Origin of the sequence: Streptomyces sp. NPDC059909 (assembly GCF_042730885.1) — a bacterium.
GTDB lineage: Bacteria > Actinomycetota > Actinomycetes > Streptomycetales > Streptomycetaceae > Streptomyces.
The window spans coordinates 58,728-83,788 of sequence record NZ_JBHWKX010000004.1 but is presented as its reverse complement, the minus strand read 5'-3'; the positions used below and the strand labels follow the sequence as shown (position 1 = coordinate 83,788).

Genomic DNA, 25,061 nt, shown 5'->3' with positions numbered 1-25,061 from the left:
CATTCGCCGACCCTCCGCCGGCCCCGCGTCATGTCGTGTCGGTGCGGTTGTCCACAGGCTGTCGGCGGCTTGTCGGTGGTTTGTCGGTGGTGGCTGGCACCTTGTACGGCATGACGCGAAACGACAAGAACGCCGTCGAGGTACGAGGCCTCGTGAAGCACTACGGCGAGACGAAGGCCCTGGACGGCGTGGACCTGGACGTCCGCGAGGGCACGGTCCTCGGCGTCCTCGGTCCCAACGGGGCCGGCAAGACCACGCTTGTGCGCTGCCTGTCGACCCTCATCGCCCCGGACGCCGGACGCGCCACCGTCGCCGGGTTCGACGTGGTCAGGCAGCCCCGCCAGCTGCGCCGGACGATCGGCCTGACCGGGCAGTACGCATCGGTGGACGAGAAGCTGTCCGGCTGGGAGAACCTGTACATGATCGGGCGGCTGCTCGATCTCTCCCGCAAGGACGCCCGCCGCCGGGCCGACGAGATGCTCGAGCGGTTCTCGCTCACGGAGGCGGGCAAGCGCCCGGTCTCGACGTACTCGGGCGGTATGCGGCGCCGCCTCGACCTGGCCGCCTCGATGATCGGGCAGCCCGCCGTGCTCTATCTGGACGAGCCGACGACGGGCCTCGACCCCCGCACGCGCAACGAGGTGTGGGACGAGGTCCAGCGGATGGTCGCCGAGGGCGTCACCGTCCTCCTCACCACGCAGTACATGGAAGAGGCCGAGCAGCTGGCGAGCGCGCTGACGGTCATCGACCGCGGCCGGGTCATCGCCGAGGGCCGGATCGACGAGCTGAAGGCGAAGGTCGGCGGCCGCACCCTGCGGATCCGGCCCGCGGACCCGGCCCAGCTGCCCGCGATGGCCACGGCGGTCCGCGAGGCGGGTCTGGACGGGGTCTCCGGCGCGCAGGCCGTGCCGGACGAGGGCGTGCTGTACGTACCGATCCTCAGCGACGAGCAGCTGACCGCCGTGGTCGGCCTGCTGGGGACCCATGGCTTCGCCATCGCCGACATCGGCACCGATCTGCCCAGCCTGGACGAGGTGTTCCTGGCCATCACCGGCCAGAGGACGGCGTCCGTCAACGACACGATTCCCCAGGAGGTCGCGGCGTGAGCGCCACCACCGTCAGCCCCGCTCCCACCCCCCAGCCCCACACCCTCGCCGACGAGGGGCGGATCGGCCTGCGCGGCAATCTGCGGCACATCGGCGCTCTCGTCCGCCGCAATCTTCTGTGGATCCGGCAGGACCCGGAGTCGATGTTCGACGCCGTGCTGATGCCGATCGTCTTCACCCTGCTGTTCGTGTTCGTCTTCGGCGGCGCGATCGCCGGCAAGGGCAATCAGGAGCAGTACGTCAACTATGTCGTGCCCGGCCTGATGGCGATGATGGGCATGAACATCGCGATGGGTGTCGGCACCGGCTTCAACCAGGACTTCCAGACCGGTGTCATGGACCGCTTCCGGTCCCTGCCCATCGCCCGGTCCTCCGTCCTGATCGCCAAGATCGTCGTCGAGATCGGCCGGATGCTCGTCGCCACGGCGATCCTGCTGACGGTCGGCTTCCTGCTCGGTCTGTCCGTGGCTGACGTCCCCGGACTGATGGCGGCCGTCGGACTCTCGCTGGTCTTCGGCTCGTCGATCATGTGGATCTTCCTCACCATGGGCGTGACCATGAAGAACGCCCAGGCGATTCAGGGAATGGGCTTCCTCGTGCTGATGCCGCTGCAGTTCGGGTCCTCGATCTTCGCGCCGACCAGCTCCATGCCGGGCTGGCTGCAGGCCTTCACGGACTACAACCCGCTGTCGTCGCTCGCCGACGCGGCCCGCGGACTGATGAACGGCGGCCCGGTCGCCCACGACGTGTGGGTGACGCTGATCTGGTCGGCCGTGATCACCGCGGTGATGGCTCCGGTCGCGATCCGGAAGTTCCGTACGAAGTCCTGAGCCGTTCGACACGATCGCGTACGAGGGCGGCTGCCTGCTCAAGGGCGAGGCCGCCGCCCTCGGCGTACCGCGTCGCGTAGCCCTCGTCGCCGAGCGCCGCACGGGCGGCCCGCTCGGCGCGGGCGAGGCTCTCCCGCTCCACGGACGAGGCCATGACATGGCCCGCCGGGAGCACAGGCCCGTGTGCGCCGAGCAGCCGGGCCGCGTCGCCGGCCGGTTCCTCACCGAGACCGGCCAGCGCCTCGGCCGCGGTCACCAGATGGACCGCGGCCATGTGCGGAGCGACCATCCGTGCGAGCGGGTCCATGGCGGCCTCCATCGCCCGCAGGGCACGGGGCAGCGCCTCGGCGTAGCGGCCGTCGAGGCAGTCCAGCCAGGCGAGGCCACCAGTCCGGAAGCCCTCGAAGATCGCGAGGGTTTCGGAGCGGAACTGCGTGGCCAGCTCGTCCAGCTGTTCCCGTGCCTCGGCGGTGCGCCCGTCCGAGCCGAGGAGCAGCGAGAAGATGAGGCGGGCGGCGTGCACCGCTTCGTGCGCGCTGTCCTCCGCATGCGCCAGCACCTCGCGGAGGATCGCCTCCGCCTCCTCACGGCGGCCCAGTTCGGTGAGCACTCCCGCCAGCCGGGCCCGCAGCAGCGGGACCTGGCTCTGGGCGCCGAGGCACCGCGCCCGGTCGATGGCGGAGGTGAAGTCCTCGGCGGCGAGCGCGAATTCGCCACGCCGCTCGCGCGCCTCGCCGCGTGCCGACAGGGCCTCGGCAGCGCCGAAGAGGTCACCGAGCCGCTCGAAGATCTCCAGGCTGCGGTCCGCGTCCGCGGTCGCCGCGCCCGCCCATTCGGTGCGGTTCGCCAGCACATTGGCCCGGATCTGGAGCACGGCCGCGAGGTCCCACTCGTAGCCGAGCTCCTCGCAGCCCCGGACGGTCTCGTCGACGGCGTGCCGGAGCTGTACGGCGTCGCCGGTCAGCAGGAGCGCGTAGAACCAGAGCGATCCGGGGAAACGACAGGTCTGCGGCAGCCCGGGGCGATAGACGGTGACGACCCCGCGCAGCCACTCCATCCGCTCGGGCGCCCTCCAGTCCTCCACGGCGTGCTCCATGCTGACCATCCCGATCAGCCTCACCCCGCGCCGCGCCTCCTGGAGCCGCTCGGGCTCCAGCGGCGGTGGGGCGTCGGTGACCCAGCTGTGCATGGGCTCCGCCGGGGCGAAGGGCGGTGCGAACGGATCGGGACCGAGGTCCGCCGCGGCCCGCGACCAGTGCCGGGCGTCGGCCCGCAGATCCCTCATCTGCCAGTACCAGGCGAGGGAGAGCACCAGGCAGAGGGACTCGTGCTCGTCCCCGGCGGCGACGGCCCGCCGCAGCGCGGTGCGCAGGTTCTCCTGCTCCCGTTCCAGGAGTGCGATGGCGCTGATCTGCTCGGGTCCGCGCAGCAACGGGTCGGTACGGCGCGCGAGTTCGCGGTAGTACACGAGATGCGCCCGCTCGGCCTCCGTTCGGTCGCCCGCCTCGTCGAGCCGCTCGGCGGCGTACTCACCGACAGTCTCCAGCAACCGGTACCGCATCCCCCCGTCCGGCGTGGGCGCGGCGACGACCAACGACTTGTCGACGAGTGCGCCGAGCACGGCCACGACGTCGCGGGCATCGACGCGGGCACCCAGGGCGGCGGAAACGCCGGAGGAGGCGGCGGCGGGCAGGGCCGAGGTCGCGCAGACCGCCTCCGCCGCCGGGAGGTCGCAGCCGCGGGCGAAGACCGACAGCCGGCGCAGGACCGTGCGCTCGGACGCGTCGAGGAGTTCCCAGGACCAGTCGACGACCGCACGGAGGGTCTGCTGGCGGGGCAGATGCGTGCGGCTGCCACTGGACAGGAGACGGAAGCGGTCGTCGAGGCGGTCGGCGATCTGGCGCGGGGTGAGCATCCGCAGCCGGGCGGCGGCGAGTTCGATCGCGAGCGGCAGTCCGTCGAGACGGCGGCAGATCTCGGCGGCCGCCTCCGGATCGTCCCCGACCCGGAAGGCGGGGTTCGCGGCCGTGCCCCGGTCGGCGAGGAGGCGCAGCGCCATCGGGTCGGGCAGGGGGTCGACGGGACGTACCGCCTCGCCGGGGACGCCGAGCGGCTCGCGGCTGGTCGCGAGGACCGTGAGCCCCGGGCAGTGCTCCAGGAGCCGCTCGCACAGCTCGGCGGCCGCGGCCACGACGTGCTCGCAGTTGTCGAGGACGATCAGCATGCGGCGGCGCGCGCAGTGCTCGGTGAGGCGTACGACCGGGTCGTCGCCGTGCCGGTCCGAGACGGCCCGCAGCTCCTCCGCGCCCGCCCCGCGCAGCACGGTCCCGCGCGCCCCCAGCGCGGTGAGCACGGCCTCGGGCACGTTCTCCGGGTCGCCGACGGGCGCGAACTCCACCAGCCAGACGCCGTCCGCGTACGCTCCGGCCGCCCGCTCGGCGGCCTCCTGCGACAGCCTCGTCTTGCCCGCCCCGCCGGGGCCGAGCAGGGTGACCAGTCGCGACCGGCCGAGGTCCCCGCGGATGGCCTCGATGTCCGCCTCACGCCCGACGAAGCTGGTCAGCCGCGCCCGCAGATTCCCCACCGGGGCGGGCTTGCGGCCTGCCCCCGGCTCCGGTTCAGGACCGGGACCGGCCCCCGGGCCCGACCCGTTCCCGTTCCCGTTCCCGTTCCCGGCGCCTGGATTCAGCAGCTCCGCGTGCAGCGTGCGCAGTTCCGGGCCGGGGTCCGTACCCAGCCGGGTCGACAGCTCGCGCCGCACGGACTCGTACGCCGCGAGCGCCTCGGCCGTGCGGCCCGCGGCGCGCAGGGCGCGGATGCGCAGCGCCTGCAGCGGTTCGTCGAGGGGGTGGTCGCCGCAGAGCGCGGCGAGCTGTGGCAGCGTCTCCTCCGCGCGGCCGAGCGCCAGCGCCGCGGCGAGCCGTGTCCGGCGGGCGTCCAGGCGCCGGGCCTCCCAGCGGGCCGCGTCGGCGGTGCGGTCCGGCAGATCGGCCAGCACCGGACCCCGCCACAGCGCGAACGCCTCGTCCAGCAGCTCCGCCGCCCTGCCCGGGTCGCCCTGCGCGAGCGCCCGCGCCCCTTCGACCGCGAGCCGCTCGAAGCGGTGCAGGTCCACGTCGTCGGGCCCGGCGCCCAGCCGGTAACCCCCGTCCGCGGACACGACCGCGTCGTGCCCGAGGGCCCGCCGCGCCCGCCCGACGAGCGCCTGCACCGCCCCCACGGGGTCGGCCGGCGGATCGCCGTCCCACACCTCGTCGACCAGTACGCCGACCGGGACCGTACGCCCGGCGCGCAGCGCCAGCACGGCCACGAGCGCACGCAGCCGCGCCCCGCCGAGCACGGCGGGGGTGCCGTCGTCGCGGAGTGCCTGGGTGGTGCCGAGTACGCGGTAGTGCACCGGCCCATTGTCGTCGATCGTCAGGAACGCTCGCGGCATCACAGCACGTTGCCCGGTTGTCACCGTGACGGTCTACTCTGCCCGAAGCCCGAAGCCCGAAGCCCAGCAGCCGGCCCGGCGCCTGAAGCCCAGCCGCACAGCCCGACGCCCGAGCCCCACGCCCGAAGCCGCGCACCCAGGACCCAGGAGCCCCGCCCATGACCACCGCCGCGACCCGCCGCAGCGAGAGCCGCATCTCCCCCGTCTTCCTCGGCATCACCGCGATCACGGCGGTCACCGGCTGGGCGGTCTGGACGGACTTCGCCTCCGAGCCGGGCGCCGCGGTGTTCCTCTTCGTCACGTCCGCGTGGATCGTCTCGCTCTGTCTGCACGAGTACGCACACGCCCGCACCGCGCTCCACAGCGGCGACCTCACCGTCGGCGCCAAGGGCTATCTGACGCTCAACCCGCTCAAGTACACGCACGCGCTGCTGAGCATCGTGCTCCCCGTCATCTTTGTGATCATGGGCGGCATCGGCCTGCCCGGCGGCGCGGTCTTCATCGAGCGCCACCGCATCCGGGGCCGCTGGAAGCACAGCCTGATCTCGGCCGCTGGCCCGCTGACGAACGTCCTGTTCGCGGCCGTGTGCACCGCGCCGTTCTGGCTGGACGCACTGGACGGCGTACCGATCGCATTCCGCTTCGCCCTGGGCTTCCTGGCGCTGCTGCAGGTGACGGCGGCGATCCTGAACTTCCTGCCGGTTCCGGGGCTGGACGGGTACGGGGTCATCGAACCGTGGCTGTCGCACGGCATCCGGCGCCAGATCGAGCCGTTCGCGCCGTTCGGGCTGCTCGCCGTCTTCGGCGTCCTCTTCATCCCCGAGGTCAACCACGCGTTCTTCGACGCGATCTTCGCGGTCATGGACGGGCTGGGCGTGTCACGAACGGAGGTCGCGTGCGGCCAGGACCTCTACCGTTTCTGGACCGAGCAGTACCCGGTCTGCACGGAGGCGGTCAGCCGCTAGCCTTCGCCGCCTTCAGCGCCTTCTCGGCCTTCGCCCGGCGGATGTAGTACACCGCCGTGTTCGAGGAGACACCGGCCATGAGCACCCACACGATCCCCAGCCAGCTGCCCTTCATGAAGGACACGACCGCCGCGGCGACGGCGAGGACGCAGATGACGACGGCGTAGAGGGCGAGGCGGGGCATGGGGGTCGGCTCCTGTCCGGGGGCTGTTCGGTGCCCGTCCAGTGTCCCCCATGCCGCCGGGCCGTCATGCCGCGGGCCGTAGGGCCGTCGGATCGGATCGTCAGACGTCGGTCACGCGCAGACCCGCGTGCGCCTTGTAGCGGCGGTTCACCGAGATCAGATTGGCGACCAGCGACTCGACCTGGTGCGCGTTCCTCAGCCGGCCGGCGAAGACGCCCCGCATGCCGGGGATACGGGCCGCCAGCGCCTGGACGAGGTCGGTGTCGGCGCGGGACTCGCCCAGAACCATCACATCGGTGTCGATCTCCTCGATCGACTCGTCCTGCAGCAGCACGGCCGAGAGGTGGTGGAAGGCGGCGGTCACGCGCGCCCCGGGCAGCAGGGCGGCGGCCTGCTCGGCGGCGCTGCCCTCCTCCGGCTTCAGCGCGTAGGCGCCCTTCTTGTCGAAGCCGAGCGGGTTCACGCAGTCGACGACCAGCTTCCCGGCGAGCTCGTCGCGCAGGGCCTCGAGGGTCTTGGCGTGCCCCTCCCACGGCACGGCGACGATCACGACGTCGCTGCGCCGCGCGCACTCGGCGTTCTCGGCCCCCTCGATGCCCAGGCCCAGCTCGGCGGCGGCGGTCTCGGCGCGCTCGGCGGCCCGGGAGCCGATGATCACCTTCTGTCCGGCGCGGGCGAGCCGGTAGGCGAGGCCCCGGCCCTGGTCACCGGTGCCGCCGAGGACGCCGACGACGAGTCCGGAGACGTCGGGGAGGTCCCACGGGTCCTTGGCGGGAGCGGCGGGCTTCGGGGTGGCGGCGTTGTCCTGTGAAGTCATGCCCTCGACATTACTGGCTGGTCGGGCCGGGGCGGACGGACCGCCGTTCGACGCGATCGACCCATGCGACCCAGCCGATCGCGGCGAACATCAGAACCGGCCCGGGCAGCATGCGCAGCGCGTACCAGTCGGTCCGGCCGGCCCCTGCCAGGTCGAGCACCCCCTGGACGAGCGCCCCGGCACAGGCCGCGAGCAGCAGCGCGCCGCGGGCCCTGATGCCACGGGGGCCGACACGACGGTGGAGCCAGGCAGGTGCCCTGCCGAGGAGCAGCAGTACCGCGAGGGGCAGCGCGACAGCCGTACACGCCGTCACCCATATCCAGGGGAAGCTCATGGCGTCATGATGCCCCGGCCCGGTGCGCGAGCACACTGCCCGGAACCGGCAGTTCCCGTACGGGTGAGCTGCCGCCAACAGCCCGTGCGGAGACCGTCGTTCGGGCAGGATGCGGGGCCATGGATGCCGTACGCGTCGCACTGTTGCGAGAAGTCCTCGCCGGGACCGCGTGGCCCGCGGCGGCCCGCCGGTTCGCGGGGGCGCTGCGGTCCTCCGTCGTCCCGCAGGGCGGTGGGCTGCTGCTGGTGGGCACGGCCGAGTACGAGCCGTGGCATCTCGCCGCGCATCTCGTGGACGAGGCCGCGTGGTCAGGGCAGCCGGAGCTGGCGCCGACCCTGGTACGGCACCGGGTGCGGCCCGGGGACCCGGCGCACCTGGCGGTCGGGCTCGGCCGGATCGAAGCGGCCGGACGCGGGGAGACCCTGCTGGTCGTGGCGCCGGAGCGACCGGAGGCGGGGCTGCTGGAGCGGGTGCACGACGCGCGCCGCTCCGGGGCGACAGTGCTCGCGCTGGACGGAGGGGACCCGGAGGTGCGGGGGCTCGCGCACGAGGGGCTCACGGTGGGCGGTACGGCGGAGGTGGACCTCGACACGGTTCAGCACCTGGTGAGTGCGGCGGCCGGTGAGAACAGCCTGCCGCCCGCGCCCCGTGGGCGGCGCGGCTTCCGCGACCGCCTGTCCCGCCTGGCGGACCAGCTGACGGCACCACCGCCACCACGCTGGTAGCGGGCGGCGGGCGGGTGCGCCTGCGGCGGGCCTTCTCCCGCCCCGCCCCTTGCCGCAGTCCCGCCCCTTCCCGCAGTGGCGATGTGCGGCTCCGCCTCGTGGAGGGCTCCGCCCCAGACACTCCAAAGGAGCCCCCGGGGGGCTCCATACCCGCGGGCGCCCACCGCGCGCTCCCCCGTAATTCGGTTGTCGCCCCCCGCGGCCCCGCGGAACATGGCCACTCGTGGCATCACGACTACGCGCGCTTCTTCCCGACCTCGCCCCGTGGCGGTCATCGCGGGACTTCCGGCTGCTGTGGGGCCAGGGACTGGTCACCTACTTCAGCAGCTTCATGGCCATGGTGGCGCTGCCCCTGCAGATCAAGGAACTGACCGGCTCGCCGCTCGCCGTCGGGGCGATGGGGGCCGTGGAGCTCGTGCCGCTGGTGGTGTTCGGGCTGTACGGCGGGGCGCTGGCGGACGCCGTCGACCGGCGCAAGGTCATCCTGCTCACCGAGGCGGGCCTGGGCGTGCTCGCCGTGATTCTGCTGGTGAACGCCCTTCTGCCCACGCCCATGCTCTGGCCGCTCTACGTCGTGGCGGCCGGCGTCTCGGGGCTCGCGGGGCTCCAGCGGCCCGCGCTGGACTCGCTGCTGGCGCGGATCGTGCCGCACGACCAGATGACGGCCGCGGCCGCGCTCAACGCCCTGCGCTGGCAGCTCGGCTCGATCGCCGGGCCCGCGCTGGCCGGTCTGGTCGTGGCGTACGCGGGCCACGCGGCGGCGTACGCCGCGACGGCCGTCGGCTTCGCCGTCTCCGTGCTGCTGTGCACACGGCTCACGGCGGCACCGCCCGCGCACGACGCGGAGAAGCCGTCGCTGCGGGGCATCGTGGAGGGCGCGCGGTACGCGTGGAGCCGGCCGGTGCTGCTCGGTACGTACGCGATCGACCTGGCCGCGATGCTGTTCGCGTTCCCCAACGCGATCTTCCCGTTCCTCGCGGACGAGCTGGACGCGGAGTGGTCGCTGGGGCTGATGTACGCGGCGGGGTCGGTGGGCTCGCTCGTGCTGAGCCTGACCAGCGGCTGGACGTCGAGGGTGCGGCGGCACGGGCTGTTCGTCGTCCTCGGCGCGGCCGGGTGGGGGCTGGCGATCGCGGCGGCGGGACGGCTGACGAACGTCTGGCTGGTGCTGCTGTGCCTCGCGTTCGCGGGGGCGGGCGACATGCTCAGCGGTCTGGGCCGCTCCACGATCTGGAACCAGACCATCCCGGAGTCCCTGCGCGGCCGCCTCGCCGGGATCGAGGTCCTCTCGTACAGCATCGGCCCCCAGCTGGGCCAGGTCCGCGCGGGCGCCATGGCGGGATGGACCGGCACGCGCGCGGCCTTCTGGACCGGCGGTCTGGCGTGCGTCGCCTCGGTGGGGCTGCTCGCCGCGGCCCTCCCGAAGCTGCTCACCTACGATGCGGAGACGGACGAGGACGCCCTCCGCCGCCGCGCCCAGAAGGAGGCGGCGGGGGAAGCGGCGGAGGGTGCGGCCGTCAGGGAAGCAGCCCGCTGATCGGTCGGCTCAGCCGGCTCAGCCGGCCGTGTCCTCGTCACGGGGGGCGTCGTGCCACCTCGGGTCGTTCTCCCACTCCAGGTTCCGCTCGCGCGCCGTCTCCATCGCCTGCTCGGCCTCCTGGCGCGAGGCGTACGGGCCGAAGCGGTCCTTGGCCGGGCACTCGGGGCCCTCCTCGACCTTCTTGTGCTGCAGGCAGTAGTACCACTCGCCCGGCTTGCCCACCGTGCGCTTCTTGAACAGGGCCATCTTCGGCTCCTTCCTCTGACGCCATGCTGCCCCACCGCCTTCCCCCTACGCCTGGTGGCGTGGGGGGGACCCCCACCTACGGCCGGTGGGCGCGGGGGACCCCCGGTTAGACTCGCGACATGTCTGGCCAGTCGCTGCTCGTACCAGGGGAGCTCTCTCCCACCCGTTCCGTTCCCGGAAACATCCGGCGCCCCGAGTACGTGTGGAAGCCCACGCCGAAGCCGTACACCGGGCCGGAGATCCAGGATGCCGAAACGATCGAGCGCATGCGCATCGCGGGCCGCATCGCCGCACAGGCGATGGCGGAGGCCGCGAAGCTCATCGAGCCCGGGGTGACCACGGACGAACTGGACCGCGTCGCGCACGAGTTCATGTGCGACCACGGCGCGTACCCGTCGACGCTCGGCTACCGAGGCTTCCCGAAGTCGCTGTGCTCGTCGGTCAACGAGGTGATCTGTCACGGGATCCCCGACTCGACGGTGCTGCGCGACGGCGACATCGTCAACCTGGACGTCACCGCGTACATCCACGGCGTGCACGGCGACAACAACGCCACCTATCTGTGCGGTGACGTGGACGAGGAGTCGAAGCTCCTCGTCGAGCGGACGCGGGAGTCACTCGACCGGGCCATCAAGGCGGTCAGGCCCGGCCGTCAGATCAACATCATCGGACGGGTCATCGAGTCGTACGCGAAGCGCTTCGGCTACGGCGTCGTGCGCGACTTCACCGGGCACGGCATCAATTCGTCGTTCCACTCGGGACTGATCATTCCGCATTACGACAGCCCGCACGCGACCACCGTCATCCAGCCGGGGATGACCTTCACGATCGAGCCGATGCTGACACTCGGGACGCACGAGTACGACATGTGGGCCGACGGCTGGACCGTCGTGACGAAGGACCGGAAGCGGACCGCGCAGTTCGAGCACACGCTCGTGGTGACGGAGAGCGGCGCCGAGATCCTGACGCTGCCCTGACCTGAATTCTGGCGTTGCCCCGACCGGGAAGAGGGGTAGCGTTTTTACCGACAGGCCGTCGGGAACCAGTTGACTTAGGTAAACCTAAGTAGCACGATCCTACTGGTTCCCGACCCCATCGGCCCCGGAGGTCCGCCTTGGACACACTGGACACGCCCTTCTCGACGCTGATCCGTGTCGCCTCGCACGAGCAGCACACCCAGGCGGAGACCTCCACCTTCATGAGCGACCTCCTCGGCGGCCGGCTGGGCGTCGACGCGTACGCGCGCTACACCGAGCAGCTGTGGTTCGTGTACGAGGCACTGGAGGGCGCGGCCGAGTCGCTCGAGGACGACCCCGTCGCCGGCCCCTTCATACAGCCGGAGCTGTTCCGGACGGCCGAGCTGGAGCGCGATCTCGCGCACCTGCGCGGCGCCGACTGGCGGGGCGGACTGCGACCGCTGCCCGCGACCGCGGCGTACGCGGCACGGGTGGAGGAGTGCGCCCGCACCTGGCCCGCAGGCTATGTGGGGCACCACTACACCCGCTACCTCGGGGATCTCTCCGGCGGTCAGATCATCCGCGCCAAGGCCGAGCGGACCTGGGGCTTCGACCGCAAGGGCGACGGCGTCCGGTTCTACGTCTTCGAGCGGATCGCCAATCCCGCCGCATTCAAACGGAGTTACCGGGAGCTGCTGGACCGGGTGAACGCGGACGACCTGGAGAAGAAGCGCATCGTCGACGAGTGCAGGCGCGCCTTCGACTTCAACGGCGCGGTGTTCCGTGAGCTCGGCCGGGAGTTCCCGCTCAGCGCCTGACCCGGCGAGGCGCACGCGGCTCGTTCACGCGAGGCGCACCCGGCCGCCGATCTCGATCGTGCCGTCGGGGCCGGGGGCGGTGAGGATCTGCGACCCCCGGCCCTGCGTGATGTTCAGGGCCCGGCCCAGCTGCGCGGTGAGCAGCAACGCGGCCGCACCCGTCGCCTCGTCCTCGTCGATCCCCCCGGTGCAAGCCCCGGCTCCACTGGAGCGGCTACCGCCGCGCTCATCGATACGCCCCGGGAACCCCCGTGCGCGCACCCGGCCGGCGGCTTCGTCCTCCCAACCCCACGCGTAGATCCAGTCCCCCGGCGGCGGCACCTCCATCGCCTCGACCTCGGCGGCCGACGCGTACGCCCGCAGGGTGCGCGGCGGCGCCCACTCGGGGCGCGCGGTGATCCAGGTGAACTCGCCGTCATGGCGCGCCCACACCTCGCCCGCGGGCGGGTTCACGACCTCCAGGTCGAGCAGCCAGGCGGCCCCGACGAGCGGATGGCCGGCGAACGGCAGCCGCAGCCCCGGTGTGTAGATGTCGACGACGCCCCGCTCGGGATCGTCGACGAACACGGTCTCGCTGAAGCCGAGTTCCCGGGCCAGCGCCTGCCGCGACTGCCGGTCGGGGTACGCACGTCCGTGGCGCACGACACCGAGGGCATTGCCGTGGCGGCCGTCGGCGCCGCAGAACACGCGGAGTACGTCGATGTCGTGGGGTCGTTCGGTCACGCCGGAATTCAAGCATCCCGGAACGGCCGTCCGGACGACGCGTTCCGCAAGGGTCGGCTCAGAGAGGTGTACCGGCAGCGTGGTCGAGGCGCTGCCGCAACCGCGCACCGGGACGCTCCTCGTCGTCCAGGAAAGCGATATTTGACCCCTGCTTGACCGACCCGTGATCGGGCCGTATCCGGGGGCCGGTTCGTGAGAGGTGAATCACTGGACGAAGGGGTATCGCTCAGGTAAGCCTCGGTTAAGTTAGGTTCGCCTCACCCCCGTCCCGTCCCGTCCTCTGTGGAGCCTTTATGCGACCCGTCCGTCTCACCGTCGTCACCGCCGCCGCGACCGCGGCCGCTCTGACCGCCATCACGGGCTGCGCCGAGAAAAGTGACGCCAAGGGCGGCGAGGGTGCCATCACCGTCACCGCGAAGGACGACTCCTGCGAGGTGTCCAAGAAGGAGTTCCCGGCCGGGCACGTCCAGTTGGACATCGAGAACAAGGGCTCGAAGGTCACCGAGGTCTACATCCTCTTCCCCGACGACCGCATCGTCACCGAGCGCGAGAACATCGGCCCCGGCACCACGACGAAGCTCACCGCCGAGGTGAAGGCCGGTGACTACGAGATCGCCTGCAAGCCCGGCATGAAGGGCGACGGCATCCGCCAGCAGGTCAAGGCGACCGGCGGCACCGCCGTGAAGCGGTCCCCGGAGATGGACAAGGCGGTCGCCGAGTACCGCAAGTACGTCCAGCAGCAGGCCGACGAGACGCTGCCGAAGGTGAAGGTGTTCACCGACGCCGTCCGCGCCGGGGACGTCGAGGCGGCGAAGAAGGCGTACGCCGACTCCCGTATCGGCTGGGAGCGCACCGAGCCGGTCGCCGAGTCCTTCGGCGACATCGACCCCAAGGTCGACCTCCGCGAGGACGGCGTCGGCGACCTGGAGAAGGGCCAGGAGTGGACCGGCTGGCACCGCCTGGAGAAGGCGCTGTGGCAGGACAAGAAGCTCGACCCCGAGGCGAAGACGCTCGCCGACACCCTCGACAAGGACCTCGCCGACTGGGTGAAGAAGGTCGGCACCGCCGAGATCACGCCGACGTCGATGGCGAACGGCGCCAAGGAGCTCCTCGACGAGGTCGCGACCGGCAAGGTCACGGGTGAGGAGGAGCGTTACTCCCACACCGACCTGGTCGACTTCAAGGCGAACGTCGAGGGCGCGCAGATGTCCTACGAGCTGCTGAAGCCGGTCGCGTCGAAGAACGACCCGCAGCTCGTCGCCGAGCTCGACAAGCAGTTCGCGGCGCTGAACACGCTGCTCGACAAGTACCGTGCGGACAAGGCCTCGTACGTCTTCACCTCGTACGACAAGGTCACCGAGCCGCAGCGCAAGGAACTGTCCGACGGCGTGAACGCGCTGGCCGAGCCTCTGTCGAAGCTCGCCGCCGCGGTCGTGAAGTAACCGGCAGGGGGACGCGACGATGACAGACAAAGCGACTGACGAGACCACCGCGGTGACCGCCGGGGACACCTCCGCGGCGACCGCGGACCAGGCCGCCCCGTCGCGGCGCGCCCTGCTCGGCTGGGGAGGTGCCGGGCTCGCGCTCGGCGCAGCCGCGGCCGGCGGGGCGATCACCGCCGTGACGCGCGACGGGGACGACACCGCCCTCGCCGCCGCGAGCGGCGCGGCCGTGCCGTTCCACGGAGCGCACCAGGCCGGAATCGCCACGCCCGTACAGGACCGGCTGCACTTCGCGTCCTTCGACGTGAAGACCACGGACCGCGCGGAGCTGATCCAGTTGCTGAAGGACTGGACGCGGGCCGCCGAGCGGATGACGACCGGACAGACGGTCGGCGAGGGCACGTACGGGGGTCTCGCCGAGGCGCCGCCGGACGACACCGGCGAGGCGCTCGGCCTCAAGCCGTCCCGGCTCACCCTCACCATCGGTTTCGGGCCCTCCCTCTTCGACGGCCGCTTCGGGCTGAAGGACCGCAGGCCCGCCGCGCTCGTCGACCTGCCGAAGTTCCCGGGCGACAACCTCGATCCGGCGCGCAGCGGCGGCGACCTTTGCGTCCAGGCCTGTGCGGACGACCCGCAGGTCGCCGTGCACGCGATCCGCAACCTCGCCCGCATCGGCTTCGGCAAGGTCGCCGTCCGCTGGTCGCAGCTCGGCTTCGGCAAGACGTCGTCGACGACGCCCGATGAGCAGACGCCGCGCAACATGATGGGCTTCAAGGACGGCACCCGGAACATCTCCGGCACCGACAAGGCCGCCCTGGACAAGCACGTGTGGGTGTCCGACAAGGACGGCCCGGGCTGGATGGTGGGCGGCTCGTACCTTGTGGCGCGCCGGATCCGGATGAACATCGAGACCTGGGACCGCACGCCGCTGCAGGAGCAGGAGGACATCTTCGGCCGGGACAAGCGCGAGGGCGCCCCGGTCGGCAAGGCCAAGGAGCACGACGAGCCGTTCCTGCCCGCGATGCTGCCGACCGCGCATGTGCGTCTCGCCCACCCGGACTCCAACGGCGGGGCGACGATCCTGCGCCGCGGCTACTCCTTCACGGACGGTACGGACGGTCTCGGCCGGCTGGACGCGGGCCTGTTCTTCCTCGCGTACCAGCGGGACGTCGCCAAGGGCTTCGTTCCGGTGCAGCGGAGTCTCGCCGCGAGCGACGTCCTCAACGAGTACATCCAGCACGTGGGTTCGGCGCTGTTCGCGGTCCCGCCGGGCGTCCGCGGCAAGGACGACTGGTGGGGCCGTGCGCTGTTCTCGTAACGAGCGCGACAGGAAGGACGGACCGACGTGTTCGGTAACTATCTGATCGGCCTGCGCGAGGGTCTCGAGGCCAGTCTGGTCGTCTGCATCCTCGTCGCGTATCTCGTGAAGACGGGCCGCAGGGACGCCCTGAAGCCGATCTGGATCGGCATCGGGGTCGCCTGCGGTGTGTCGCTCGCGTTCGGCGCGGCCCTCGAATTCGGCTCGCAGGAGCTGACGTTCGAGGCGCAGGAGCTGCTCGGCGGTTCGCTGTCGATCCTCGCCGTCGGTCTCGTCACCTGGATGGTCTTCTGGATGCGGCGCACCGCGCGGCATCTGAGGGCCGAGCTCCACGGCAAGCTGGACACGGCGCTGCAGATGGGGACGGGCGCGCTGGTCGCGACGGCGTTCCTGGCGGTGGGCCGGGAAGGCCTGGAGACCGCGCTGTTCGTGTGGGCGTCGGTACGGGCGGCCACCGACGCGAGCGGCTCGTCGGCCCCGCTGACCGGGGTACTGCTCGGGATCGCGACGGCGATCGTGCTGGGCTGGCTGTTCTACCGGGGCGCGCTGCGGATCAATCTGGCGAAGTTCTTCACCTGGACCGGCGGGATGCTGGTCGTCGTGGCCGCGGGCGTGTTCGCGTACGGCGTCCACGACCTGCAGGAGGCCCGGTTCCTGGGCGGCCTCGCGGACAAGGCGTTCGACATCAGCGCGACCGTCCCGCCGGACAGCTGGTACGGCACGCTGCTGAAGGGCGTCTTCAACTTCCAGCCCGATCCGACCGTGTTGCAGGTCACGGTGTGGCTGCTCTATCTGGTCCCGACGCTCACCCTGTTCCTCGCCCCGGTAGGGTTCGGACGGTCAGTGGGGGACGAGAAGCAGAAGGCGCAGAAGGCAACCGATGAGCAGGCTGGGTCGGGCGGCGACGGGGCTCGCGGCGATGACGGTGCTGTCGCTGACGGCGAGCGGGTGCGTGACGGTTCACGGCGAGCTGGAAGTCGTACCGGCGGCGACGAGGACTGAGGCCGCGCAGGCCCTCGAGGACTTCACCGACGCGTACAACAAGGCGGACAAGGCGTACGACCCGGCCCTCGATGCGGGCCGGGTCACGGGCGCGCTCGGCGCGATCAACCAGGCGGGCCTGAAGGCGCGCAGCGTGACGCAGCCGGGCGGCAATCCGCAGCACCGGCCGCTGGAGCTGACGGACGCGAAGTACTACGTGCCGAAGAAGGCGGGCTGGCCGCGGTACTTCTTCGCGGACACCGACAGCAACCGCGATGTCGACAGCGGTGGTCAGGACACCCGCTGGCTGGTGGCGTTCGTCAGGAACGGCAACGACCAGCTGTGGGAGGCCGCGTATCTGGCGATCCTGACGCCCGACGAGGTGCCGAAGTTCCGTACGGACAAGGACGGCTGGGCGGAGCCGGTCGCCGCGGACTCGTCGGCGACGGCGGTCGCCCCGCGCGATCTGAGCGAGGAGTACGCCTCGTACATGCAGGGCGGAAAGCCGGACCACTTCGCCGCCGGCCCGCACACGACGGGCTGGCGGCAGGAGCGCAAGCAGAACGAGCGGCGTCCCGGCCTCTCCACGCAGTACGTCGACCAGCCCCTGGACACCGGGGACTTCGCACCGCTGGGGCTGGCCACGGAGGACGGCGGAGCGCTGGTGTTCTTCGCGATGCGCTACTTCGACCGGCAGACGGCGGCGCAGGGTTACCGGCCGAAGGTCAGCCCGGACGTGAAGGCGCTGATGACCGGTGACGTGAAGAACACGCTCACCAAGGAGTGGATGTCGAGCCAGGCGGTCAGGCTGGCTCCGGACGGCGGGGCGGGTCCTGCGGTGACGATCGTGGGGCGGCTGCAGGGTGTGACGTCGGCGGAAGGGTCGTAGGCGCAGGGCCGGCCCCTGCGCGTTCCTCGCCCGCCCTTGGTTCGAGGGCCCCGGCGCGCAGCGTCAGCGGTGCTGTGGCCACGCCACGGAGTGGCGGTCGTGGTCGTGCTCGTCCGCCTGGTCCACGTATGTCGCGCAGGCGTCGGCGAGCACCTCGAGCAGGGTCAGCGGGTCCGGCAGCGGATGCTCGGGGCCGCGAGCCCAGTCGACGGTGAGGCCGTCAGGGAGCCGCGCGGGCGGTACGAGCACGTAACTGCCGCGGCTGTGCCAGCGCAGCCCCGGATGCTCGTCCATCGTCTCGGGATGGCAGTCCAGTTCACAGGGCCACCACTCGTCCTCGTCCTCGGGCGTGCCGCGGGTGGCGGTGAAGAACAGCATCCGCTCCTCCCCGGACTCGGCGACCGGGCCGACGTCGATGCCTTCGGCGAGGAGCCGCTCCAGAGCGGCGCGGCCGGCCTCCAGCGGTACGTCGAGGACGTCGTGGACCATGCCGGTGGCGGTGATGAAGTTCGCCTCGGGCTCGTCGGACGCCCAGCGCTCGATCGTGTCCCGGTCGGTCGTGGACTGCGTCTGCCAGGCGAAGGAGACGGGGTGCCGGGCAGGGGTGGGACAGCCGATGCGCTCACAGGAGCAGCTGTAGCCCGAGGGGTATGCGGCGGGTGCGATCGGCAGTCCGGCGGCGGCGGTGGCCAGCAGCAGGGGCAGACGGTGGCCGGAGGCCTCCCCGGCGTCCTCTCGGGGGCGCCTGCGCAGCCACTGCGGCAGCCGGCTCTCCCAGGACGTCCTGCTCTCCGTGTCGCGCCCCGTGCCGCGGTAGCGGCCGATACCGTCGCCCATCTATCCCCTCACACCTCATGTCGCGCCCCCGGACCACGCGGCGGAGCCGCATGTCACTGCTGTCATCGTCCCACCATCGGGCGCGCGAGGTTGCCGCACCCCCCGATCGGGTGGCCGGCCCCTCACCGGGCGCCCCGCTCACCGCCTCACTCGGCGCTCGGCGCCAGGCCGTACAGCGCGTACTCGACGATCTTGTCGGCGTAGTCGTGGGTGAGCGGGAGGGTGCGCAGCAGCCAGCGGTGGGTGAGCGGGCCGGTGAAGAGCTCCAGGGCGGTGCGGAGGTCGATGCCGGCGCGTACGTGACCGGCTTCCTGGGCGGCGCGCAGCCTGCGGACGTACAGCTGGAGCTGGGGTTCGAGGAGCTTCTCGACGAACCGGGCGCCGAGCTCGGGGTCGACGATGCCCTCGGCGGTGAGGGCGCGGGTGGGGGCTTCGTGACGGGGCGAGTTCAGCTCGTCGACGGTGGCGCGGAGGACGAGCTTGAGGTCGGCCTCCAGATCGCCGGTGTCGGGGATCTCGCTCTCGCCCTGGGCGGCCTGCTCACCGAGGTCCAGGAAGGCTTCGAGGAGGACCGCGGCCTTGGAGGGCCACCAGCGGTAGATGGTCTGCTTGCCGACGCCGGCGCGGGCGGCGATGCCCTCGATGGTCGTCCTGGCGTAGCCGACCTCGCCGACGAGGGCGAGCGCGGCGTCGTAGATGGCGCGGCGGGAGCGCTCGCTGCGCCGGGAGGCGTCGGGGGCCTTGGTCTCTGCCATACGGGTCAATCTACCAGCAGACGTGACGATACGTATCGTCTCTCCATCCGGGGCCTCAACCGGACCTCACTCGGGACGCATGTGTGATGAACCACCCGTTCGGATCACTGCGCGGCGCCCCCGGACGACGCACCATGGCAGCACGCACATCCGTGCGTCGCAGTCTGCCGCTCGTGAGGAGCCCTCATTGCCTCGTGACGCTAGATCCCGCCGCTACCTCATGTGCCCACCCACGCACTTCGAGGTGACGTACTCCATCAACCCATGGATGGATCCCGGGAAGCCTGTCGATCTGCCGCTGGCGCTCGCCCAGTGGGAGACCTTGCGCGACCGCTACCGTGCACTCGGTCACACGGTGGAACTGCTGGACCCGAAGCCCGACCTGCCCGACATGGTCTACGCCGCGAACGGCGCGACGGTCGTGGACGGGCGCGTGCTCGGCGCACGCTTCGCCCACCGCGAGCGGGAGGCAGAGGCGGCGGCCCACCTGGAGTGGTTCCGCGCGCACGGCTACACCGAGATCCACGAGCCGGTGCACATCAACGAGGGCGAGGGCGACTTCGCGGTCACCTCGACCTATGTGCTGGCGGGGCGGGGCTTCCGGTCGAGCCCGCTGTCGCACGACGAGGCGCAGGAGTTCTTCGGACGGCCGGTGATCGGGCTGGATCTGGTGGACCCGCGCTACTACCACCTGGACACGGCGCTGTCCGTCCTCGACGACGAGACGGACGAGATCATGTACTACCCCGGAGCGTTCTCCCCCGGCAGCCGCGCGGTCCTCGCCCGCCTCTTCCCCGACGCGCTCGTCGCCCGCGAGGCGGACGCGGCGGCGCTTGGCCTGAACGTGGTGAGCGACGGCCTCCATGTGCTGCTCCCCCAGGAGGCCGTGGGCCTCTTCGGGCCGCTGCGGGCGCGGGGGTTCGAGCCGGTGGGGGTGGATTTGGGGGAGCTCCTGAAGGGCGGCGGCAGCGTCAAATGCTGCACCCAGGAGCTCCGCTCCTGACCTCGCGGGGGGTACGGGGTGGCCCCGTACCCCCCTGCCCCGGGCGCCCCGGGCGCGGGGGTGTGCCGCCCCGCGCCGGGTGCGGGGTGCGCGGGTTCGCGTCGGCGCCGCCCCGCGCCGGGTGGCCCGGCGTGTCCGTCCTCAAACGCCGGACGGGCTGGGAGGGTGCCGCCGCCGTCGAACGCCGGGCGGGCTGGGGTGCCCGTAGGGCCAACCCCGCGGCTCTGCGGCGCGAAGCTGCCGGGGCGCCAGTCCCCGCACCCCCGGCGACGCGAGCGTCAGGTCAACCCCGCAGCCCGCGGCGCGCAGCTGCCACAGCCGGTCAGGGGCGCAAGCCCCCGCCCACGGCGCGAAGCCGCCGCAAGGGATCGAGGAGCGTCGGCCCCCGCAACCCCACCCCTCGCCTCCGCGCGGCCCGAAACCGCCGAAGAGCGTTGGGGGGCGCCGGCCCCGGCACGCACCTCCCCCGCGACGCGAACGTCAGGCCAACCCCGCAGCCCACGGCGCGAAGCCGCCACAGCCGGTCAGGGGCGCAAGCCCCCGCCCACGGCGCGAAGCCGCCGCAGGGGATCGAGGAGCGCCAGGCCCCGCAACCCCACCCGCGCCTCCGCGCGGGGGGTCGGGCTCCGGCCCCGGCAACGCCACCCCCGGGGGGCTGGGGGCGGAGCCCCCAGTGCGGGAAGGGGCGGGGTGGGGGAAAGCCCCCTTACGGGGGCCACTCCGCGCCCCAAGGCGTGTCGCGGGCGTCGCGGTAGAGGGGGCCGTGGCGTTTGGTGACGGTCGTGCGGTGGAGGGACTCGTCGGAGGAGCAGAGGTCGAGGAGGACCTGGCCCTTGCGGATCTGGGGCTTGCGGACCACCCGGGAAGCCGTCGGGGTCGCGGGGAAGCGGGTGGCGGCGACGTAGCTGAACTTCTCGTCCTCGTAGGCCAGCGAACCCCCCTTCACCTGCCGGTGCAGCGACGACCGGCTCACACGCGCCGCGAAGTGGCACCAGTCCGTGCCGGGCACGATCGGGCAGGCCGCGCTGTGCGGGCACGGCGCCGCGACCCGCAGGCCCGCCGCGATCAGCCGGTCGCGGGCCTCGATGACGCGCTCGTAACCGTCGGGCGTGCCGGGCTCGACGATCAGCACCGCCTGCCCCGCCGCCGCGGCCTGCTCCACGACCTGCGTGCGGTCGGCGGCGCTGAGCTCCTTCAGGACGTACGAGACCGTGATCAGGTCCGCCGGCTCCAGCCGCATCGCCGCGCCGATCCTGGCCCGCCGCCACTCCGCCCCGCGCAGCGCGGGCGAGTCCGAGGCGGCCGCCAGCTCCCGTCCGAGGGCCAGCGCGGGCTCCGCCCAGTCCAGAACGGTGGTGCGATGGGCGCCTTCGGGCCAGGCGTCGGCGACCGCCCAGCTCGCCGCGCCCGTACCGCCGCCGATGTCCGTGTGCGTGGCCGGTGCCCATTCGGGCGCCGCCACCCGGAGCGCGGCGAGTGCGGACCGTACCGCCTCGTACGTCGCGGGCATCCGGTACGCGGCGTACGCGGCGACGTCCGCCCGGTCGCGCAGCACGGGCGCGTCCGTCGGCGTCTCCCCCCGGTAGCTGGCGATCAGCCGGTCGACGGCCTGGGCGAGGCGGCCCTGGGGCAGACCGTCGAGCAGTCCGGCGAGAGCAGCGGAGAGAGTGGCGTTCACCGGCGAATTCTAGGCCGGATTCCCGACCGGATTCCCGACCGGATTCCGCCCCCCGGCGGCGCCGGACCGAACCCCTGTCCCCCTCTGGCCAGTTGCTAGTCTGACGGCCGTTGTCCATCGGCAGTGCTCATCGGGGGGACCAGCAGTGCTCATCGGGGGGACCACGGGACAGCGGGTCGTGCGCATCGCCCTGGTGGCCGGAGTGGCCGTACTGGCGCTGCTCCTCCTGCTGGCCACCTGCGGCGGTGGCGGAGGCAAGGAGGCCGAGGGCGGCGGCAAGCCGAAGAAGCCCCCCGCCAAGAGCAAGGGACCTGCCACCCAGCTCACCGTCCCGCCCGCCTACGACACCGGCAAGGGCTGGGAGCTCCCCGACACCTCGCCCGACTTCGCCATCGCCCGCGAGACGGGTCTGATCGCCTACCTCGTACGGGAGAAGGACGACTTCCGGCTGCGGACGGTGGACGCCGCGACCGGCAAGCCCGGCTGGTCGGACGAGCCCAGGTCCGCGCTGGCCGGACCGCAGAACTTCCCGCGGCTCTTCACGGTCACCAAGGACGAACGGCAGTTCTTCGTCACCTGGTCGTTCGGGAAGGCCCGGCACGCCTCGCCGACCCCGTCCGGCACCTTCGTCTCGCTCGACATCTACAACGCCCTCGACGGCGACCGGCAGCGCGTCGAGGTCCCCTGGCCCACCGCGCCGACCGTCTCCGGCACCGGCCCCGGCATCCTCATCGGCGACGGCGGAGCGCGCAGCGCCGTCGTGGACCCGGTCACGGGCGGCGTGACGATGATCGCGCCGAAGGAGCTGGGCCACCCGAAGGGCTGCGCGACCTGCCGGCAGCTGACCGAGGTGCGCGGGCTGACCGCGAAGGGCCTGCTGGTGAGCGGGGCCCGGGAGTTCTGGGTGCGGGGCGGCTGGTTCAGCCGGAACGTCGCACCGGCCGGCGCCGAACGCGCCTACGGCGTACCGACGTCGCTCACCTCCGGGCAGGTGCTCGTCCGCTGGAAGAAGGCGCCGAAGGCCAAGCGTGCCACCACCCACGACCTCTGGGCCGTGCACGACGCGGCGACCGGGAAGGCGCTGGTCACGGCCGAGTGCCACAAGCCGGCGATCGAGCCGGGCGAGTATCCGCAGGCCGTGGTCTCGCCCGACGGCCGCTATCTGATCGCCGGGAATCTCGCCTTCGACCTGGAGGAGCGCTCCGGGCACTGCTTCGAGGAGGAGGACGGCACCCGCCGGCTGACGCTGACGACGGTGACCGACGAGGGCATGGCGTACGGGGCGATGAACACCCGCGGCGCCGCGGAGGCCCTGGCCGGCGGCGGCGCCCCGTACGAGGTCGATCTGGCGACGAGCCTGCCCGAGCCGCTCTCCCTCAACGCCCGGCTGCCGAACACCGAGGTGTCAGGGGTCGGGCTGTTCCGCTGGACGGACACGAAGGACCGGCTGCACCTGATCGGTTACGTACGCGCGGACTGAGACGCGACGTCCGTCGCGCCGGTCCGCCACGGCCGGCACAGCAGGACGAACGCGGCGACCGCGCCCAGCGCGCACACCAGCTGCACCAGCGCCATGGGCACCGCGGTCGCCTCCCCCGCGATTCCCACCAGCGGGGACGCGACCGCACCGATCAGGAACGAGGACGTGCCGAGCAGCGCGGAGGCCGACCCCGCGGCGTGCGGGGTGCGCATCAGTGCCTGGGCGTTGGTGTTCGGCATCGCCAGCCCCATCGCGGACATCAGCACGAAGAGCCCGGCGGCGATCGGGGCGAGCCCGACGTGCCCGAAGACGCCCGAGGTCATCAGAAGCAGCGCCACCGCGGCGAGGGTGATCACTCCGAGTCCGAAGCCGAGCGCCTTGTCGAGGCTGACCCTGCCCACGAGCAGCTTGCCGTTGATCTGGCCGACCGCGACCAGGCCGATCGAGTTGAGCCCGAAGAGCAGGCTGAAGGTCTGCGGCGAGGCGCCGTAGATTTCCTGCACGACGAACGGCGAGGCCGAGATGTACGCGAAGAGCGCGGCGAAGGCGAGCGATCCGGCCAGCATGTAGCCGGTGAAGAACCGGTCGGTGAGGAGGCCGCGCATGGTGCGCAGGGCCTCGCCGACGCCGCCGACATGCCGTCGCTCGGGCGGCAGGGTCTCGTGCAGCCAGCGCCATACGACGAGGGTGAGCAGCAGTCCGACGCCGGTGAGGACGTAGAAGACCCCGCGCCAGTCGGTGACCTGCAGGATCTGGCCGCCGATGAGCGGGGCGACGATCGGGGCGACCCCGGAGATCAGCATCAGGGTGGAGAAGAACCGTGCCATCTCCACGCCGTCGTACAGATCACGGACGACCGCCCGGGCGATGACGATGCCCGCGGCTCCCGCGAGGCCCTGGAGCAGCCGGAAGGCGATGAGCATCTCGGCGCTGGGGGCGAAGGCGCAGACCGCGGTGGCGGCGACGTACACGAGCATGCCGATGAGCAGCGGGCGGCGGCGGCCCCATCTGTCGCTCATCGGGCCGACGACGAGCTGGCCGAGTGCCATGCCGGCGAGGCAGGCGGTGAGCGTGAGCTGGATGGTCGCAGCAGATGCGTGCAGGGACCCGGTGACCTGGGGAAGGGCCGGGAGGTACATGTCCATCGACAGCGGCGGCAGTGCGGTGAGGCCGCCGAGCACGAGCGTGACGAGGAGGCCGGCACGCCGTGCGGCGGCGACCGGTGCCGCAGCCGGAGCCTGGGCCGGAGCCCTGGCCGAGTCGACGGTGGATATGTGTCCCTGTGTGCTCTGGCCGCTTCCCGGCATCGACAGCTCCTGTTCTGGGTCTCGCCCCTATGCTCTCAGCTCGTCCGGAGTGGTCGAGCCGGCGGCCGGCGGAGCTGGTGCGGGAAGGGGCGATCGGTGACGTCCGTACGGTCCAGGCCGACTTCGGTCTCGAAGGGCCGTTCGCGGCGGACCACCGGCTGCGCGACCCGGCGCTCGGCGGCGGGGCGCTGCTGGACCCCGGTGTGTATCCGGTGTCGTTCGCGCAGCTGCTGCTCGGCGAACCCGATGCCGTCCAGGCGTGCTCTCGGACGAGGGGGTCGATCTGCACACGGGCATGCTGCTGGGCTGGTCGGATTCGGGGGCGTCGGCGCTGCTGTCGTGCTCGGTCGTCGCGGACACGCCGAGGACGGCGTCCGTGACGGGGACGGCGGGCCGGATCGGCCTCCCGCGGGGCTTCTTCCACCCGGACCGTTTTGTGCTGCACCGGACGGGGCGGGATCCGGAGGAGTACGTCGTCGAGGGCGACCGGCACCCGCTGCGGCACGAGGCGGCCGAGGTCGTGCGGTGTCTGCGGGCGGGTGAGACGGAGTCGCCGCTGGTGCCGCTCGACGGTTCGCCGGCGGTGATGCGGACGCTCGACGCGGTACGGGACCGACGGGGGAGGCCCCTGCCCCGGGGAGGAGGTCTCCTGTTTCCTTTGTGTGGAGGGGGTTTTTATCCTCCTGCCCTA

At 72.2% G+C, this 25,061-nt stretch carries 23 protein-coding genes and 1 pseudogene; 14 read left to right on the top strand and 10 right to left on the bottom strand.

What is annotated here, in order from left to right; all coding sequences use genetic code 11:
- The first annotated feature begins 110 nt into the window (after window positions 1-110).
- Window positions 111-1,106, top strand: a complete 996-nt coding sequence (locus ACFV9O_RS05600) for an ATP-binding cassette domain-containing protein (protein ID WP_385412699.1) — start codon at window positions 111-113, stop codon at window positions 1,104-1,106.
- Window positions 1,103-1,936, top strand: a complete 834-nt coding sequence (locus ACFV9O_RS05595; protein WP_385412696.1) for an ABC transporter permease — start codon at window positions 1,103-1,105, stop codon at window positions 1,934-1,936. Before ACFV9O_RS05600 ends, ACFV9O_RS05595 begins: the two co-directional genes overlap by 4 nt.
- Here ACFV9O_RS05595 and ACFV9O_RS05590 read toward each other — a convergent pair.
- Window positions 1,884-5,372, bottom strand: a complete 3,489-nt coding sequence (locus ACFV9O_RS05590; protein WP_385412693.1) for a BTAD domain-containing putative transcriptional regulator — start codon at window positions 5,370-5,372, stop codon at window positions 1,884-1,886. The genes ACFV9O_RS05595 and ACFV9O_RS05590 overlap by 53 nt on opposite strands.
- Before the next feature lie 158 nt (window positions 5,373-5,530).
- Here ACFV9O_RS05590 and ACFV9O_RS05585 point away from each other — a divergent pair, with 158 nt between their 5' ends.
- Window positions 5,531-6,337: a site-2 protease family protein gene (locus ACFV9O_RS05585; RefSeq protein ID WP_385412690.1), complete on the top strand. Its 807-nt coding sequence runs from the start codon at window positions 5,531-5,533 to the stop codon at window positions 6,335-6,337.
- Here the strand turns inward: ACFV9O_RS05585 and ACFV9O_RS05580 are convergent.
- The 3 genes from ACFV9O_RS05580 to ACFV9O_RS05570 all read right to left on the bottom strand — a co-directional run bounded on the left by ACFV9O_RS05580 (window position 6,327) and on the right by ACFV9O_RS05570 (window position 7,672).
- Entirely contained in the window at window positions 6,327-6,521 is a 195-nt protein-coding gene (locus ACFV9O_RS05580) for a hypothetical protein (protein WP_385412687.1), read from the bottom strand. The genes ACFV9O_RS05585 and ACFV9O_RS05580 overlap by 11 nt on opposite strands.
- 100 nt (window positions 6,522-6,621) lie before the next feature.
- Window positions 6,622-7,338: an NADPH-dependent F420 reductase gene (npdG, locus tag ACFV9O_RS05575; protein WP_385412684.1), complete on the bottom strand. Its 717-nt coding sequence runs from the start codon at window positions 7,336-7,338 to the stop codon at window positions 6,622-6,624.
- Between the two features lie 10 nt (window positions 7,339-7,348).
- Complete coding sequence (locus ACFV9O_RS05570) at window positions 7,349-7,672, bottom strand: hypothetical protein (protein WP_385412681.1); 324 nt, start codon at window positions 7,670-7,672, stop codon at window positions 7,349-7,351.
- A 119-nt stretch (window positions 7,673-7,791) separates the two neighbouring features.
- Here ACFV9O_RS05570 and ACFV9O_RS05565 point away from each other — a divergent pair, with 119 nt between their 5' ends.
- Both ACFV9O_RS05565 and ACFV9O_RS05560 read left to right on the top strand, forming a co-directional pair.
- Window positions 7,792-8,397: a hypothetical protein gene (locus ACFV9O_RS05565; RefSeq protein WP_385412678.1), complete on the top strand. Its 606-nt coding sequence runs from the start codon at window positions 7,792-7,794 to the stop codon at window positions 8,395-8,397.
- A gap of 223 nt (window positions 8,398-8,620) precedes the next feature.
- On the top strand, window positions 8,621-9,934 hold the full coding sequence (locus ACFV9O_RS05560) for an MFS transporter (RefSeq protein ID WP_385412676.1): 1,314 nt from the start codon (window positions 8,621-8,623) through the stop codon (window positions 9,932-9,934).
- 18 nt (window positions 9,935-9,952) lie between these two features.
- Here ACFV9O_RS05560 and ACFV9O_RS05555 read toward each other — a convergent pair whose 3' ends face one another.
- A complete protein-coding gene (locus tag ACFV9O_RS05555; protein WP_385412674.1) occupies window positions 9,953-10,183 on the bottom strand; it encodes a hypothetical protein in 231 nt (76 codons plus the stop codon).
- A 119-nt stretch (window positions 10,184-10,302) separates the two neighbouring features.
- Between ACFV9O_RS05555 and map the strand changes: the two genes are divergently transcribed.
- Together map and ACFV9O_RS05545 are read left to right on the top strand one after the other, a co-directional pair.
- Window positions 10,303-11,160, top strand: a complete 858-nt coding sequence (gene map, locus ACFV9O_RS05550) for a type I methionyl aminopeptidase (protein ID WP_385412672.1) — start codon at window positions 10,303-10,305, stop codon at window positions 11,158-11,160.
- A 146-nt stretch (window positions 11,161-11,306) separates the two neighbouring features.
- Window positions 11,307-11,957, top strand: coding sequence for a heme oxygenase (biliverdin-producing) (locus tag ACFV9O_RS05545; RefSeq protein WP_385412916.1), 651 nt, complete (start codon window positions 11,307-11,309; stop codon window positions 11,955-11,957).
- Between the two features lie 24 nt (window positions 11,958-11,981).
- Here ACFV9O_RS05545 and ACFV9O_RS05540 read toward each other — a convergent pair whose 3' ends face one another.
- The gene (locus tag ACFV9O_RS05540; RefSeq protein WP_385412670.1) at window positions 11,982-12,680 is read right to left on the bottom strand and encodes a PhzF family phenazine biosynthesis protein; all 699 of its coding nucleotides are present in this window, start codon (window positions 12,678-12,680) and stop codon (window positions 11,982-11,984) included.
- 293 nt (window positions 12,681-12,973) lie between these two features.
- Here ACFV9O_RS05540 and efeO point away from each other — a divergent pair, with 293 nt between their 5' ends.
- The 4 genes from efeO to ACFV9O_RS05520 are packed head-to-tail and all read left to right on the top strand — an operon-like array spanning window position 12,974 to window position 17,310.
- Window positions 12,974-14,122, top strand: a complete 1,149-nt coding sequence (efeO, locus tag ACFV9O_RS05535; protein WP_385412667.1) for an iron uptake system protein EfeO — start codon at window positions 12,974-12,976, stop codon at window positions 14,120-14,122.
- A 19-nt stretch (window positions 14,123-14,141) separates the two neighbouring features.
- On the top strand, window positions 14,142-15,440 hold the full coding sequence (efeB, locus tag ACFV9O_RS05530) for an iron uptake transporter deferrochelatase/peroxidase subunit (RefSeq protein ID WP_385412664.1): 1,299 nt from the start codon (window positions 14,142-14,144) through the stop codon (window positions 15,438-15,440).
- A gap of 27 nt (window positions 15,441-15,467) precedes the next feature.
- Window positions 15,468-16,442 (top strand): iron uptake transporter permease EfeU, encoded by a 975-nt coding sequence (gene efeU, locus ACFV9O_RS05525; protein ID WP_385412662.1) that lies wholly within the window; start codon window positions 15,468-15,470, stop codon window positions 16,440-16,442.
- Entirely contained in the window at window positions 16,360-17,310 is a 951-nt protein-coding gene (locus ACFV9O_RS05520) for a hypothetical protein (RefSeq protein ID WP_385412913.1), read from the top strand. The genes efeU and ACFV9O_RS05520 overlap by 83 nt, the downstream gene beginning before the upstream one ends.
- A gap of 63 nt (window positions 17,311-17,373) precedes the next feature.
- Here ACFV9O_RS05520 and ACFV9O_RS05515 read toward each other — a convergent pair whose 3' ends face one another.
- Together ACFV9O_RS05515 and ACFV9O_RS05510 are read right to left on the bottom strand one after the other, a co-directional pair.
- A complete protein-coding gene (locus tag ACFV9O_RS05515; RefSeq protein ID WP_385412659.1) occupies window positions 17,374-18,147 on the bottom strand; it encodes a bifunctional DNA primase/polymerase in 774 nt (257 codons plus the stop codon).
- A gap of 146 nt (window positions 18,148-18,293) precedes the next feature.
- Window positions 18,294-18,902 (bottom strand): TetR/AcrR family transcriptional regulator, encoded by a 609-nt coding sequence (locus ACFV9O_RS05510; RefSeq protein ID WP_385412655.1) that lies wholly within the window; start codon window positions 18,900-18,902, stop codon window positions 18,294-18,296.
- 148 nt (window positions 18,903-19,050) lie between these two features.
- On the opposite strand from ACFV9O_RS05510, the gene ddaH reads away from it, so the two are divergent.
- Window positions 19,051-19,905 (top strand): dimethylargininase, encoded by an 855-nt coding sequence (gene ddaH, locus ACFV9O_RS05505; protein WP_385412911.1) that lies wholly within the window; start codon window positions 19,051-19,053, stop codon window positions 19,903-19,905.
- Window positions 19,906-20,611: 706 nt separating this feature from the next.
- On the opposite strand, the gene ACFV9O_RS05500 is transcribed toward ddaH, so the two are convergent.
- A complete protein-coding gene (locus ACFV9O_RS05500; RefSeq protein ID WP_385412653.1) occupies window positions 20,612-21,583 on the bottom strand; it encodes a small ribosomal subunit Rsm22 family protein in 972 nt (323 codons plus the stop codon).
- Between the two features lie 145 nt (window positions 21,584-21,728).
- Here ACFV9O_RS05500 and ACFV9O_RS05495 point away from each other — a divergent pair, with 145 nt between their 5' ends.
- Window positions 21,729-23,063 (top strand): hypothetical protein, encoded by a 1,335-nt coding sequence (locus tag ACFV9O_RS05495; protein WP_385412652.1) that lies wholly within the window; start codon window positions 21,729-21,731, stop codon window positions 23,061-23,063.
- Here ACFV9O_RS05495 and ACFV9O_RS05490 read toward each other — a convergent pair.
- On the bottom strand, window positions 23,045-24,370 hold the full coding sequence (locus ACFV9O_RS05490; protein WP_385412650.1) for a multidrug effflux MFS transporter: 1,326 nt from the start codon (window positions 24,368-24,370) through the stop codon (window positions 23,045-23,047). The genes ACFV9O_RS05495 and ACFV9O_RS05490 overlap by 19 nt on opposite strands.
- A gap of 59 nt (window positions 24,371-24,429) precedes the next feature.
- Here ACFV9O_RS05490 and ACFV9O_RS05485 point away from each other — a divergent pair.
- A pseudogene (locus tag ACFV9O_RS05485) lies at window positions 24,430-25,061 on the top strand (Gfo/Idh/MocA family oxidoreductase); the annotation flags it as partial.

What these genes read in the sequence shown, in the direction of transcription:
- ACFV9O_RS05600 (WP_385412699.1), top strand. Translation starts at nt 111, where the DNA reads ATGACGCGAAACGACAAGAACGCCGTCGAGGTACGAGGCCTCGTGAAG.
- ACFV9O_RS05590 (WP_385412693.1), bottom strand. Translation starts at nt 5,372, where the DNA reads ATGCCGCGAGCGTTCCTGACGATCGACGACAATGGGCCGGTGCACTAC.
- ACFV9O_RS05585 (WP_385412690.1), top strand. Translation starts at nt 5,531, where the DNA reads ATGACCACCGCCGCGACCCGCCGCAGCGAGAGCCGCATCTCCCCCGTC.
- ACFV9O_RS05580 (WP_385412687.1), bottom strand. Translation starts at nt 6,521, where the DNA reads ATGCCCCGCCTCGCCCTCTACGCCGTCGTCATCTGCGTCCTCGCCGTC.
- npdG (WP_385412684.1), bottom strand. Translation starts at nt 7,338, where the DNA reads ATGACTTCACAGGACAACGCCGCCACCCCGAAGCCCGCCGCTCCCGCC.
- ACFV9O_RS05570 (WP_385412681.1), bottom strand. Translation starts at nt 7,672, where the DNA reads ATGAGCTTCCCCTGGATATGGGTGACGGCGTGTACGGCTGTCGCGCTG.
- ACFV9O_RS05565 (WP_385412678.1), top strand. Translation starts at nt 7,792, where the DNA reads ATGGATGCCGTACGCGTCGCACTGTTGCGAGAAGTCCTCGCCGGGACC.
- ACFV9O_RS05555 (WP_385412674.1), bottom strand. Translation starts at nt 10,183, where the DNA reads ATGGCCCTGTTCAAGAAGCGCACGGTGGGCAAGCCGGGCGAGTGGTAC.
- map (WP_385412672.1), top strand. Translation starts at nt 10,303, where the DNA reads ATGTCTGGCCAGTCGCTGCTCGTACCAGGGGAGCTCTCTCCCACCCGT.
- efeO (WP_385412667.1), top strand. Translation starts at nt 12,974, where the DNA reads ATGCGACCCGTCCGTCTCACCGTCGTCACCGCCGCCGCGACCGCGGCC.
- efeB (WP_385412664.1), top strand. Translation starts at nt 14,142, where the DNA reads ATGACAGACAAAGCGACTGACGAGACCACCGCGGTGACCGCCGGGGAC.
- ACFV9O_RS05520 (WP_385412913.1), top strand. Translation starts at nt 16,360, where the DNA reads ATGACGGTGCTGTCGCTGACGGCGAGCGGGTGCGTGACGGTTCACGGC.
- ACFV9O_RS05515 (WP_385412659.1), bottom strand. Translation starts at nt 18,147, where the DNA reads ATGGGCGACGGTATCGGCCGCTACCGCGGCACGGGGCGCGACACGGAG.
- ACFV9O_RS05510 (WP_385412655.1), bottom strand. Translation starts at nt 18,902, where the DNA reads ATGGCAGAGACCAAGGCCCCCGACGCCTCCCGGCGCAGCGAGCGCTCC.
- ACFV9O_RS05490 (WP_385412650.1), bottom strand. Translation starts at nt 24,370, where the DNA reads ATGCCGGGAAGCGGCCAGAGCACACAGGGACACATATCCACCGTCGAC.